This window comes from Pseudomonas sp. KB-10 (assembly GCF_018221585.1).
Taxonomy (GTDB): Bacteria; Pseudomonadota; Gammaproteobacteria; order Pseudomonadales; family Pseudomonadaceae; genus Aquipseudomonas; species Aquipseudomonas yangonensis.
Genome location: NZ_QYYB01000005.1, coordinates 238601 through 250943, shown reverse-complemented (window position 1 = coordinate 250943; position 12343 = coordinate 238601). Strand labels below are relative to the sequence as shown.

At 64.2% G+C, this 12343-nt stretch carries 10 protein-coding genes; 3 read left to right on the top strand and 7 right to left on the bottom strand.

Annotated elements, in window-relative coordinates; genetic code table 11:
• Positions 1–23: 23 nt before the first annotated feature.
• Complete coding sequence (locus DXK50_RS15900) at positions 24–524, bottom strand: phage infection protein (RefSeq protein WP_212630978.1); 501 nt, start codon at positions 522–524, stop codon at positions 24–26.
• A gap of 248 nt (positions 525–772) precedes the next feature.
• On the opposite strand from DXK50_RS15900, the gene DXK50_RS15895 reads away from it, so the two are divergent.
• Positions 773–2404 (top strand): VRR-NUC domain-containing protein, encoded by a 1632-nt coding sequence (locus DXK50_RS15895; RefSeq protein ID WP_212630977.1) that lies wholly within the window; start codon positions 773–775, stop codon positions 2402–2404.
• Positions 2401–4701 (top strand): ATP-dependent DNA helicase, encoded by a 2301-nt coding sequence (locus tag DXK50_RS15890; RefSeq protein ID WP_212630976.1) that lies wholly within the window; start codon positions 2401–2403, stop codon positions 4699–4701. Before DXK50_RS15895 ends, DXK50_RS15890 begins: the two co-directional genes overlap by 4 nt.
• Positions 4702–4880: 179 nt before the next feature.
• Here DXK50_RS15890 and creC read toward each other — a convergent pair whose 3' ends face one another.
• From creC to DXK50_RS15865, 5 genes are all read right to left on the bottom strand, one after another.
• Positions 4881–6302, bottom strand: coding sequence for a two-component system sensor histidine kinase CreC (creC, locus tag DXK50_RS15885; protein ID WP_212630975.1), 1422 nt, complete (start codon positions 6300–6302; stop codon positions 4881–4883).
• A gap of 3 nt (positions 6303–6305) precedes the next feature.
• Positions 6306–6986, bottom strand: coding sequence for a two-component system response regulator CreB (gene creB, locus DXK50_RS15880; protein ID WP_212630974.1), 681 nt, complete (start codon positions 6984–6986; stop codon positions 6306–6308).
• A 276-nt stretch (positions 6987–7262) separates the two neighbouring features.
• On the bottom strand, positions 7263–7703 hold the full coding sequence (locus DXK50_RS15875; protein ID WP_161866034.1) for a CBS domain-containing protein: 441 nt from the start codon (positions 7701–7703) through the stop codon (positions 7263–7265).
• A 263-nt stretch (positions 7704–7966) separates the two neighbouring features.
• On the bottom strand, positions 7967–8476 hold the full coding sequence (gene rloA2 / locus DXK50_RS15870) for a retropepsin-like aspartic peptidase RloA2 (RefSeq protein WP_161866035.1): 510 nt from the start codon (positions 8474–8476) through the stop codon (positions 7967–7969).
• 82 nt (positions 8477–8558) lie between these two features.
• Positions 8559–9800, bottom strand: coding sequence for an HD-GYP domain-containing protein (locus DXK50_RS15865; protein WP_161866036.1), 1242 nt, complete (start codon positions 9798–9800; stop codon positions 8559–8561).
• Between the two features lie 188 nt (positions 9801–9988).
• Between DXK50_RS15865 and DXK50_RS15860 the strand changes: the two genes are divergently transcribed.
• Entirely contained in the window at positions 9989–10876 is an 888-nt protein-coding gene (locus tag DXK50_RS15860) for an acyltransferase (protein ID WP_161866037.1), read from the top strand.
• Positions 10877–11023: 147 nt separating this feature from the next.
• Here DXK50_RS15860 and fdhA read toward each other — a convergent pair whose 3' ends face one another.
• Positions 11024–12223 (bottom strand): formaldehyde dehydrogenase, glutathione-independent, encoded by a 1200-nt coding sequence (fdhA, locus tag DXK50_RS15855; RefSeq protein ID WP_012019956.1) that lies wholly within the window; start codon positions 12221–12223, stop codon positions 11024–11026.
• Positions 12224–12343: the final 120 nt, after the last annotated feature.

Genomic DNA, 12343 nt, shown 5'->3' with positions numbered 1-12343 from the left:
CTCCCGCGTGATGGATATCCGGATCAGCTGATACGGCTGGCACCTACGCGGTCGGCACCATCTTCGGCTACACGGTTCAGGCCTACGCGGTCTGCACCACCTTCAGCTACGCGGTTCGGACCAACGCGATCAGCGCCACCTTCGGCTACACGGTTCAGGCCTACGCGGTCTGCGCCACCTTCGGCTACGCGGTTCAGGCCTACGCGGTCTGCACCACCTTCGGCTACGCGGTTCAGGCCTACGCGATCGGCGCCACCTTCGGCTACCCGATTCGGACCAACGCGATCGGCACCACCTTCGGCTACGCGGTTCGAACCAACGCGATCGGCGCCATCTTCGGCCACGCGGAAACGCTCCAGAGTACGCTCGGCACCGCCTTCGGCGACACGATTGATGCCTACGCGGTCAGCACCATCTTCGGCCACGACCGGTGCGGCGGACTGTTGCGCGGAAATCTGCGGCAGGGCAAATACACTGGCAGACAGAGTAGCAATAACGAGGCTGGCGAGGATTTGCTTTTTCATGGTCGTTCTCCTGAAGAGGGGGTGAGCAACTGGCTACGGTTGTCATGTTACGCACGCCCCGGAATGGCAAAAGGCACATCTCGGGATAGTGACCATCGACGTCATCGATAACTAAAAAAGCGCTTATCGATCAGCCACATAGACATCAGAAACGCCCCCGCGGCGTCATCCTCGCCTTCCGTCTGCTCGGCAGCTGCGCGGGCGAAAGGCACTGGAATCTGTATAAAAAACCAGTGAAACTTCGCAGCATGCTCGCCCTCGACGCTCCCGAACTCTATTACCTGGCCAACTTCCGCAAGGCCCTCGACTGGCTCGACGTCCATCACCGCGACCTGATGGACGATGCCGAGCGCGCCTTCGTCGTGGATTTTCTCCAGCTGCCATTGCCCGCCCAGGCGCTGCTGGTGCGCCTGGTGATGCGCAAGGGCGTGCACTTTCGTGTCAGCAAGCTGCGCTATGCGGAGATCGGCGAAATCGAGAGTGCAGCTGCACCGCTGCTGGTGCTGGGCTGGCTGATCGGCTGTGCGGCTCTGAGCTTCGACGAGCTGGGCGCTTTGCTGCTCAAGGATGAACTGGCCACACATTTCGCCGCCGATCTGCCACGCGGACCACTGAAAAAAAGCGACCTGCTCGACCACCTGCGCGAACTGCATGTCGAACCGCGCAGCCTGGCCGACTGGTGTCCGAATCTGCAGGAGCGCCTGCTGAGCCTGGCCATCGCGCCGCTGTGCGACCGCCTGCGCCTGATGTTCTTCGGCAACCTGGCGCAGGACTGGTCGGAGTTCGTGCTCGCCGACCTTGGTATCTTCCGCTACGAACAGGTGCCGATCACGCCGGGTTCGCGCGGTTTCCGCAACCGTCAGGACGTGGATGACTACCTGCATTTGCGCGCCTGCCGCGAGGCCTTCGAGGCTGGCATGGCGGTCACCGAGGTGCTGCAGCTGCTCGGCGACTTCGCCAGCGACAGCCCACATATCGCCGAGCGCCACCAGCGCCTGCTGCTGCAACTGGCGCAGCATCTGGAGCGCACCGGTGAACTGGAATCGGCGCTGACGCTGTACCGCGACACCCGCGCGGTGGGCTCGCGGCAAAGGCAGATCCGCGTGCTGGAGCGCCTGGGCCGGGATACCGAAGCGCTGAGCATGGCCGAGCAGGTGCTCAAAGCGCCGCTCAACGCCGAAGAAGCGCAACTGGCCGAACGGGCACGGACGCGCCTGCGCAAACGCCTCGGCCTGGCGCCAGCGGCCAGGGCGGCGAAGCTCGATGAGGATCGCCTCGACCTGCGTCTGCCGCGCGCCGCCAGCGTCGAACTGGCCGTGGCCATGCACCTGGCCGAACCCGATGCCCCCGTGCATTACGTGGAAAACACGCTGATCTGCGGGCTGTTCGGCCTGCTCTGCTGGGAGGCGATCTTCGCTCCGCTGCCCGGCGCCTTCTTCCACCCCTTCCACGCCGGCCCGGTGGATCTGCACCGCGCCGACTTCCACGCACGGCGCAGCGAACTGTTCGCCGCCTGCCTGGCGCGTCTGGATGATGGCAGTTACGTAGAGGCCATGCGCCGCACCCACGCCGAGAAGTTCGGCATCCAGTCGCCGTTCGTATTCTGGGATCTGCTCGACGCCGAGCGCCTGGAACAGGCACTGGCCTGCCTGCCGCCCGCGCACCTGAGTGCCTGGTTCCGCCGCCTGCTCGCAGACATCCGCGAGAACCGCGCGGGCATGCCCGACCTGATCCAGTTCTGGCCCAGTGAGGCGCGCTACCGGATGATCGAAGTGAAAGGCCCCGGCGACCGCCTGCAGAACAACCAGAAACGCTGGCTGGCCTTCTGTGCCGAGCACGGCATGCCGGTCAGCGTCTGTTACGTGGAGTGGGACGATTGAGCCTGCGCGTCGCCGTACGCGAACTGTGCGAGTTCACCGCCAAGGAGGGTGACCTCGACCTGCGCTTCACCCCCTCGCCCACCGCCGCCGAAGGTATGGCCGGGCACGCCACCGTGGTCGCCCGGCGCGGCCCGGATTACGTTTCCGAGCTGCCGCTGATCGGCGAGTTCGAGGGGCTGACGGTCAGCGGCCGCGCCGATGGCTTCGACCCCGAGTTTCGTCTGCTGGAAGAGATCAAGACCCATCGCGGCGACATCTCGCGCATCCCGGCCAACCATCGCCTGCTGCACTGGGCGCAGGTCAAGGTCTACGGCTGGCTGCTGTGCCAGGAACTGGGCTTCGAGGAGCTGGATCTGGCGGTGGTCTACTTCAACGTCATCACCCAGCAGGAAACGGTATTCCGCGAGCGCCACAGCGCCGAATCGCTGGGTGAGTTCTTCGCCCTGCACTGCCGCCGCTATATCGACTGGGCGCGGCAGGAACAGGCGCACCAGCAGGCGCGCAACCAGGCGCTGGAAAACCTCAGCTTCCCCTACGGCGAATTCCGTCATGGTCAACGGCAACTGGCCGAAGCGGTGTACCGCGCCGCGCGTGATGGCCACTACCTGCTGGCGCAGGCCACCACCGGCATCGGCAAGACCCTCGGCACCCTGTTCCCGCAGCTCAAGGCCATGCCTGGCCAGCAGCTCGACCGCCTGTTCTTCTTGAGCGCCAAGACGCCCGGCCGGCGCCTGGCACTGGATGCCCTGCAACGCCTGCGCGAGCCGGATACACCGCTGCGCGTGCTGGAACATGTGGCCCGTGACAAGGCCTGCGAACACCCGAGCAAGGCCTGCCATGGCGACTCCTGCCCTCTCGCCAAGGGCTTCTACGACCGCCTGCCGGCTGCACGCAGCGCGGCGCTCAAGGAACGCTGGCTGGATCAGCAGGCCGTGCGCAATATCGCCATCGCCCACGGCGTGTGCCCCTATTACCTGAGCCAGGAGCTGTGCCGCTGGAGCGACGTGGTGGTGGGCGACTACAACTACTACTTCGACCTCGGCGCGCTGCTGCACAGCCTCACCCTGATCAACCAGTGGCGCGTCTGCCTGCTGGTGGACGAGGCGCACAACCTGGTGGAACGCGGGCGCGGCATGTACAGCGCCGAGTTGGATCAGGCGCGTTTCAAGGCCATGTGCCGTGACGCGCCGAAACGCCTGAAAAGCGTGCTGGACCGGATCGACCGCCACTGGCATCAACTGCACCGCGAGCAAGAGGTGCCCTATCAGGTCTATCCGCTGGCGCCGGACCTGCTACTCGCCGCTCTGGGCAAGGCGGTCAGCGCCATCACCGACCTGCTCACCGACCAGCCCGAAGGCAATGGCGGCGAGCTGCTCAGCTTCTACCTGGACGCCATGCTGTTCTGCCGTCTGGCAGAGAGCTTCGGCCCGCACTCGCTGTTCGATATCAGCCGCGTCGAGGCTGGCAACGGGCGTAGCTACTCGACCCTGTGCATCCGCAATATCCTGCCGGCGCCCTTCCTCGGCCCGCGCTTCGAGGACGCCCACAGCGCCACGCTGTTCTCCGCCACCCTCAGCCCCAGCCACTACTACCTCGACCTGCTCGGCCTGCCGGAAGAGACGCAGTGCCTGGATGTCGCCTCGCCGTTCAGCGCCGAACAACTGCACGTGCAGGTGGTGCGCAACCTGTCCACCCGCTACCAGCACCGCGACGCCTCGCTAACGCCGATCTGTCAGCTGATGGCGCGTCAGTACGCCGAACGCCCGGGCAACTACCTGGCCTTCTTCAGCAGCTATCAATATCTGGAACAGGTGCTGCAGCAACTGCGCCGCGAACATCCGCAGATTCCGGTGTGGACACAGTCGCGGCAGATGGACGAAGCGGCGCGCCAGGGCTTTATCGAACGCTTCCAGATCGGCGGACGCGGTATCGGCTTCGCCGTGCTCGGCGGGGTGTTTGGTGAGGGCGTCGACCTGCCTGGCGAACGCCTGATCGGCGCCTTCGTCGCCACCCTCGGCCTGGCCCAGCTCAACCCCATCAACGAAGAAATCCGCCAACGCATGGACAGCCTGTTCGGCAATGGCTACGACTACACCTACCTCTACCCCGGCCTGCAGAAGGTCGTGCAGGCCGCCGGCCGGGTGATCCGCACCCCGGAGGATCAAGGCGTGCTCTACCTGATCGACGACCGCTTCGCCCGCCCCGAAGTGCGCCGCCTGTTGCCAACCTGGTGGCAGGTTGAGTTGCTGCGCTTGCCGCACAGAACACCCACCCCCGAGCCGCAGCCCGACCTGTAGGGTCGGCTGGGCGGCATTCCGTTTCAGCCGCGATCATCGCGGTCGAAAATCATAGCCTGGGTTGAGCGAGGCGGTACCCGGGAACCCACAGGCCATGGGTTTCGCGGTGCTCTACCCATCCTGCCCAGCTCGATGCGCTTCGCAGCTGAAGCCGCTCCTACAGGTATGCGCAGCGCAATCTAGACGGGTAACGTCAGGCGCACTTCCACACCACCTTCGACATTACCGATCTGCAATTCACCGCCATGCAACTCGGCCACTTCCTGCACGAAGTTCAGGCCAAGCCCGGTGCTCTTGCGCCCGCCATTGGGGCGCGGCAGCGAGTAGAAGCGCTCGGTCAGGCGCCCCAGGGCGTAGTCGGGGATGGCTTCGCCCTGATTGAACAGGCGCAACACGATGCGCTCGCCCTGGCGTTCGGCGGCGATGCGCATGTGTCCGCCGGGTGGGGTGAAGTCGAGGGCGTTGTCCAGCAGATTGGCCAACGCCTGGCGTAGCAGAAAGCGTTCGCCACGCAGACTGAGGCCGGCTGGCAGCAAGTGTTCGATCTGCAAATTGGTAGCAGTGATGCGCGCCTGCTGCGCCTGCAACAGTTCCTCCACCAGCGGCGCCAGCGGTACCGCCACGCGCTCTTCCAGACCCTGGCGTTGCTCCACCTGGGCCAGGTGCAACAGGCGTTCGATCAGGTTCTGCAGGCGTGCGCTTTCCTGCTGGATATTGGCCACGAAGCGCTGGCGCTGTTCGGTGGGCATGTCGCCGTCGAGCAGCTCTGCGGCGCCACGGATGGCCGCCAGTGGGCTTTTCAGTTCGTGGGTCAGGGTGTGTACGTAGCGCTCTACGTAGGCCTTGCCTTCCAGCTCGGTGCGCATGCGCTCGACTGCCTGAGCCAGTTGCGCGAGTTCGCCACCGCGTACCCTGGGCGCCTCGGCGCGCTGGCCCTCACTGACTGCCTGGGCGTAGCGGGTGAGTTTGCCCAGGGCGGCGCTCAGCCACCAGGACAGCGCAGCGCCGATCAGCAGGCCAAGGCCGATCAGCCCGGCGCCGAGCCAGCTCAGGCGGTTCTGCGAGCGTTCGATATAGGGCAGCAGGGTGCGGTTGGGCTTGGCCACCGAGACCACGCCGATGATGCGCTCGCCATCCCTGATCGGTGCGGCCACGTACATCACCGAGGAATCCGGGTCGTCCGGGTCTTCACGGGTCGAGCGCGCGCCATACTGGCCGCGCAGGGTCAGCAGTACGTCATTCCAGCGCGAATAATCCTGGCCCACCGCCAGACCAGTCGAGTCGAGCAGGACGATACCCTGGGCGTCGGTAACGTAGATGCGGTGGTTGACCTCGGCCTTGGTCACGCCCCAGATGCTCGCCTGCGGCTGGCGCCGGCCATAAGCCTCCAGCGCCTCGTGCAGACGGCCCTGGCCGAGGGTGCCGGACTTGACCTCGTCACGCAGTATCTCGGCCAGCAGGTTGGCAGTATCGACCAGGGTTTCTTCGGTGCTCTGGCGCACGCCGGGGCGAATCTCGTCCATCACCGTGCTCAGCACGAACCAGCCGGCCAGGCCGACGAAGAGGAAGTAGACCAGAAAGATGCGTACGCCCAATGGCATGATTCAGAGCTCCGGCTCGTAGCTGTAGCCCAGACCGCGATGGGTCTGGATCGGCTCTTCGCTCGGGGCGATGGCGCGCAGTTTGGCGCGCACACTCTTGATATGGCTGTCGATATTGCGTTCGTAGCCGGCCTCGCTGGCCACCCCGAGGGCGTCGAGCAGTTGCTCGCGGGAATAGACCCGACGCGGCTGGCCGAGCAAGGTGCGCAGCAGGCGATATTCGTGGCGGGTCAGGCTTAACGCTTGGCCCTGGTAGTGAATGCGAAAGGCGCCATCGTCGATCTGAAAGGCGCCCGGCACGCAGGCCTGCGGCGTTTCACGCGGCGCGACGCGCTTGAGGATGGCCTTGACCCTAGCAGCGACTTCACGCGGGCTGAAAGGCTTGACCACATAGTCGTCGGCGCCGATTTCCAGACCCACCACGCGGTCGATTTCCTCGCTGCGCGCGGTAAGGAAAATCACCGGCAGCTCGGAGAAACGGCGCAGACGCTTGCACAGTTCAAAGCCGCTGATATCGGGCAGGCCGACGTCAAGGATGGCCAGATCGAAGGCGCCGTTTTCCAGCAGCGTCAGTGCCTCGCCGCCGAGGCTCGACCAATGGGTGGCAAAGCCTTCGGCCTGCAGCGCATAGACCAGCGTATCGGCAATCGCGGCTTCGTCTTCGACTATGAGTATCTGCGGCATCGGGCGTCCTGCACCTGTGGGGCGACGGCGGCAGACTGCCGGGGGCCGCGGCGGGCGTCAAGCGGGCTATCGCGTAGGACGGGACCAAGCCACCAGGGGAGATTGGCGGGTTGCCTAGGCGACATTCGCCGCTGCGACTGCATGGATGCGGGAGGTGGAACGAAGCAGGATGCCAGAGTCGAAAGCGCTTCCCACAAGGTTAGCCGCTCGCCCGTAGCCCGGATGGAATCCGGGGAATGAACGGCAGGACTTCCCGGATTGCATCCGGGCTACCTTTCAGGGAATCTCGCCGCGGATGTATTGCTCCAGCTGACGGATCAGGTCGGCCTGTTCGGCGATGGTTTCCTTGACCAGGTCACCGATGGACAGCAGGCCGATCAACTCGCCCTCGGCCAGTACCGGCAGGTGACGCAGGCGGCGCTCGGTCATCAACTCCATGCAGTACTGCACGCTGTCACGGGGGCCGACGCTGATCACCTCGCTGGTCATGATTTCGCTGATCTTGGTGTTGAGCAGAGAGCGCTCGGCCAGCGCCACCTTGCGCACGTAGTCGCGCTCGCTGACGATGCCGACCAGGCGCCCGCCGGAGAGCACCACCAGCGCGCCGATGCCCTTCTCGGCCAGGATACGCAGACCGTCGAGCAGCGAGTCCTCACTGTCGACGCTGTAAACGTAGGCATGGGCTTTACTGCGAATCACTTCTGCGACGGTTTTCATGCGGGCGGCTCCTTATCGTTGTTATCCGTTTTTAGCAGAGTTGGCCGCCGCGGTCAGCCCAGGCGAGGCCGAATCGTCCGGTATTGTGCGCCAGCCCCTCGCCGCCAATGTGCACAGGCCATAGTCGCGGCACCTTGGCCAGCAGAAGGCTTCAGGGCCTGGCAGGCGATTGAACCTGCTGAATCAGGCCCGGCAAGCCCCGCCAGATGACGATCGGGCGGCGTCAACGAGCAAGGTGCACCGCTCAAGCCAAGACGGTTAACTCAGCACTGCGGACGATCGCGGGTGTAGCGTTCCGCCGGGTCCACAGCTGCCCCAAGATCACGCATGGCGCTGGCACCGATCAGCAGCGGATAGCTGAAGGTGCTGCGGTCGGTCAGGTTGACCTCGATGGTGCGCTCCTCTTCACCCAGGCAGATTGGCATCTCGATCACCGGACGTTGCGAGTAGGCGACTTCCTGGACCTCCGCATCGCTCTCCTCGGCGCGCTTCTTGATCTCGGCGATGCGCACCAGCGGATGCTCGTATACCGTATCTTCGGCGCCCTCGACAGCCAGGCGGAAACGTACCCAGTCTTCGCCATCGCGCTTGAACGGCTCGATGTCCTTGGCCGACAGCGAGGCGGTCATGGCGCCGGTATCCATCTTGGCCTTGAGCGTCTGGCCGAGGGCAGGGAGCTTGATCAGCTCATAGCGGCCGTAAAGGTCGGGTTGCTGATTGGCCATGGTCGGCAGGCTGATTGCAGCGGCCAGCAGAAACAGGGCGTATTTCAAGGTCGGCACTCCTGAGCAATGGGATTCCCGTTATCCGACTTATCCAGAGTCTGCTGTGTTCCCCGACGAACATGACAAAGCGTTACCGCCGGGCTCGCTGCTGTGGCACACCACTCCAGAGTTCGTCCAGATTCTCGAAGCCCCAGGCCGCCGCTGACTCGCGCCCGACGATGCGATCCTGAGCGGTCGGCTTGCTCAGGTCGATCACCACCGGCGGAATCTGCACTTTCGACTTGGCCAGGAAGAAGGCCTTGACCTTGGGCACCAGCAGCGACTTGGCATTCTGCTCCAGCACGACCGCCAGGCGACCACTTTCCAGACGCACCAACGCGCCAACCGGGTAAATGCCTACGGTCTTGACGAAGGCCTGGAATACCGCCTCGTCGAAGTGCCCCTTCCACTCGGCCATTTTGCGGATCGACTCGGCCGGGTCCCAGCCCGGCTTGTAGGGACGATTGGAGGTGATGGCGTCGTAGACGTCGCAGACCGCCCCCATCCTGGCGAACAGACTGATCTGGTCGCCCTGCAGGCCATGCGGGTAGCCGCTGCCGTCGACCTTTTCGTGGTGATGCAAACAGACATCCAGTACCAGAGCGCTGACCTGCTTGCCGGCGCGGAGAATCTCACCGCCGGCTTCGGGATGACGGCGAACCGCCGAGAACTCGACATCGCTGAGCTTGCCGGGCTTGTTCAGCACGTCCTGATCGATGGCCATCTTGCCTACATCATGCAGCAGTCCGGCCAGGCCGGCCTCGCGTACCGCGCCCTCCCCCAGGCCAAGTTGCCGCGCGAGTGCGATCATCAACGCACAGACCGCCACCGAGTGCATGTAGGTGTATTCGTCTGCATGCTTGAGCCGCGCCAGGCTGATCAGAGCGCTGGGATGGCGCAGAATCGACTCGGAGATTTCCTCTACCAGCGACTCGGCCTGGCCGAAATCCAGCGCCTTGCCCATGCGCGCATCACCGAACATGCTCATCACAGCCTGCTTGGAGCGGGCGCAGAGCTTGGCGGCGCGCTCCAGCTCGACGTCCATGGCAACGGCCGGCGGGTTGCGCCGACGCTCCACCGCCGCCATCAGGGTGGCCTCAACCTCCTGCTGGGCTTCGGCCACACTACTGGCATGAGCGCCAGCCTCGACATCCAGGCCCTTGCTGACATCAATCCACAGTTCACCGATGCTGCTGGCCTGAATGCGCTGCAGATCCTGCGGCGAATTGAGGACAAATTTCGACTTCCAGAATGGATGATCCATCCATGATCCGCAAAACTCCTGGATGTACATGCCGATACGCAGATCGGCTACGGCAATGCGCTTCAACATCGAGATAATCCAGAGCAGGTTGGCGGGAGGGCTCGAGCCGGACACCTCAGGCCGTCGAACATTCCCTACATGTCACATGGATCAGCATAAGGTCTGCGCAGAAAATGGCCATAGGCCACTAGTCGCAATTTTGAGACAAATTCTCCAGGTGCTTATGATGGCTGCTCCGCGCCCGCCAAGGAGTTGATATGCGTCCCCTGCTGATCGGCCTACTCAATATAGCCCTGCTGCTGAGCAATACCCTGCTGTTGATCGGACCGCTGCTGCTGATCGCCCTGGCCAAGTTCGTACTGCCGGGGCAGGCCGCGCGTGATGCCTGCTCACGGGGAGTGATGTGGGTGGCAGAGTTCTGGGCAGAGAACTGCAAACGCATCTTTGCGCTGCTCACCCCGACGCACTGGGATATCCGCGGCAATGCCGAGCTGCGCAACGACCGCTCCTATCTGGTGATCAGCAACCACCAGTCCTGGGTCGACATCCCGGCGTTGGTGCAGGCATTCAACCGCAAGACGCCCTATTTCAAGTTTTTCCTCAAGCAGCAACTGATCTGGGTCCCCTTCCTGGGCCTGGCCTTCTGGGCGTTGGACTACCCCTTCATGAAGCGCTATTCCAAAGCCTTCCTATTGAAGAACCCGCATATGAAAGGCAAGGACCTGGAGATCACCAAGGCCGCCTGCGAGAAGTTCAAGCGCCTGCCGGTGACAGTGGTCAACTACCTGGAGGGCACCCGCTTCACCCCGGCCAAGCAGGCCCAACAGCAATCCCCCTATCGCTACCTGCTCAAACCCAAGGCCGGCGGCGTGGCGTTCGTACTCGCTGCGCTGGGCGAGCAGATCGATGCGGTGCTGGACGTGACGCTGGTATATCCCGGCAAGCAGGTACCGGGCTTCTGGGCGCTGCTCAGCGGCCAGGTGCCGAAGGTGATCATCGATATCCAGACGCTCGAACTCGATCCGGCGCTGTATCAGGGCGATTACGAAAACGACCCGGCTTTCCGCCTGCAGGTACAGGACTGGGTGTCGGACCTGTGGCTGGCCAAGGACAAGCGCATCGAACAGCTGCGCAGTGAGGCCTGACGCCAGGGCGGAAAAAAGGGAGCCCGAAGGCTCCCTAAGAAGAAGGCGCGGACCAATGCGCCTGGCCGTAAACCTATCTGCGACGCGCGCAGCGCGCCGCCAACGCAACTCGTGGCCCGCAACAGCGCCGGGCCACGCAGCTCGGCATCACGCCGCGCTGAACATCTTGTGCGGGTCGATGACGAATTTCTTCGGCACGCCTGCGTCGAACTCGCCGTAGCCACGCGGTGCGTCGTCCAGGCTGATGACCTGTACGCCAACGATTTCCGCGATGTTGAGGCGATCCCACATGATGGCCTGCATCAGTGCACGGTTGTACTTCATCACCGGGGTCTGGCCGGTGTGGAAGCTGTGCGACTTGGCCCAGCCGAGGCCGAAGCGAATGCTCAGGCTGCCGATCTTGGCAGCGGCATCCACCGCACCCGGGTCTTCGGTGACGTACAGACCGGGGATACCGATCTTGCCGGCGACACGGGTGACCTGCATCAGCGAGTTGAGCACGGTAGCCGGAGCCTCGTGCTTGGCACCTTCGTGACCATGACCGCGGGCCTCGAAGCCCACGCAGTCGATGGCGCAATCCACTTCCGGCTCGCCCAGCAGCGCGGCGATCTGCTCGTGCAGCGGGGTGTCCAGCGACAGGTCGGCGATCTCGAAGCCCTGCGCCTTGGCATGCGCCAGACGGGCCGGGTTGAGGTCACCGACGATGACCACGGCAGCGCCGAGCAGGCGGGCCGAGGCGGCAGCCGCCAGACCGACCGGGCCGGCACCTGCGACGTAAACGGTGGAGCCCGGGCCAACGCCAGCGGTAACGGCGCCGTGATAGCCGGTAGGCAGAATGTCGGACAGGCAGGTCAGGTCACGGATCTTCTCCATGGCCTTGTCGCGATCCGGCAGTTTGAGCAGGTTGAAGTCGGCGTAGGGCACCAGCACATATTCGGCCTGGCCGCCGGTCCAGTCGCCCATGTCGACGTAGCCATAGGCACCGCCGGCACGCGCCGGGTTGACGGTCAGGCAGACGCCGGTGTGCTGTTCCTTGCAACTGCGGCAACGACCGCAGGCGACGTTGAAGGGCACGGAAACCAGATCACCGATCTGCAGACGCTCGACGTCGCGGCCCTTCTCGATCACCTCGCCGGTGATCTCATGGCCCAGAACCAGGCCGACCTGAGCGGTGGTACGACCGCGCACCATGTGCTGGTCGGAGCCGCAGATGTTGGTGGAAACGACCTTCAGGATGACCCCGTGCTCGATCTTCTTGCCGCGCGGATCCTGCATTTTCGGGTAGTCGATCTTCTGTACTTCGACCTTGCCCGCGCCGAGGTAAACCACACCACGATTATCAGACATGCGTAACTCTCCTTCTTGTTGTGGACACAAGGCGCGACCGGCGGTCGCGCGGCCTTGCACTGGAGCCTCTTTTGTTGCCGGTCACCGCCGGGACAGCCTGGCAGGGCGATGAACCTAAGG

Bases quoted from the DNA above. Each gene is read 5' to 3' on its own strand.
- DXK50_RS15860 (WP_161866037.1), top strand. From the start codon at position 9,989: ATGCGTCCCCTGCTGATCGGCCTACTCAATATAGCCCTGCTGCTGAGC.
- creB (WP_212630974.1), bottom strand. From the start codon at position 6,986: ATGCCGCAGATACTCATAGTCGAAGACGAAGCCGCGATTGCCGATACG.
- DXK50_RS15875 (WP_161866034.1), bottom strand. From the start codon at position 7,703: ATGAAAACCGTCGCAGAAGTGATTCGCAGTAAAGCCCATGCCTACGTT.
- creC (WP_212630975.1), bottom strand. From the start codon at position 6,302: ATGCCATTGGGCGTACGCATCTTTCTGGTCTACTTCCTCTTCGTCGGC.
- DXK50_RS15895 (WP_212630977.1), top strand. From the start codon at position 773: ATGCTCGCCCTCGACGCTCCCGAACTCTATTACCTGGCCAACTTCCGC.
- DXK50_RS15865 (WP_161866036.1), bottom strand. From the start codon at position 9,800: ATGTTGAAGCGCATTGCCGTAGCCGATCTGCGTATCGGCATGTACATC.
- fdhA (WP_012019956.1), bottom strand. From the start codon at position 12,223: ATGTCTGATAATCGTGGTGTGGTTTACCTCGGCGCGGGCAAGGTCGAA.
- DXK50_RS15900 (WP_212630978.1), bottom strand. From the start codon at position 524: ATGAAAAAGCAAATCCTCGCCAGCCTCGTTATTGCTACTCTGTCTGCC.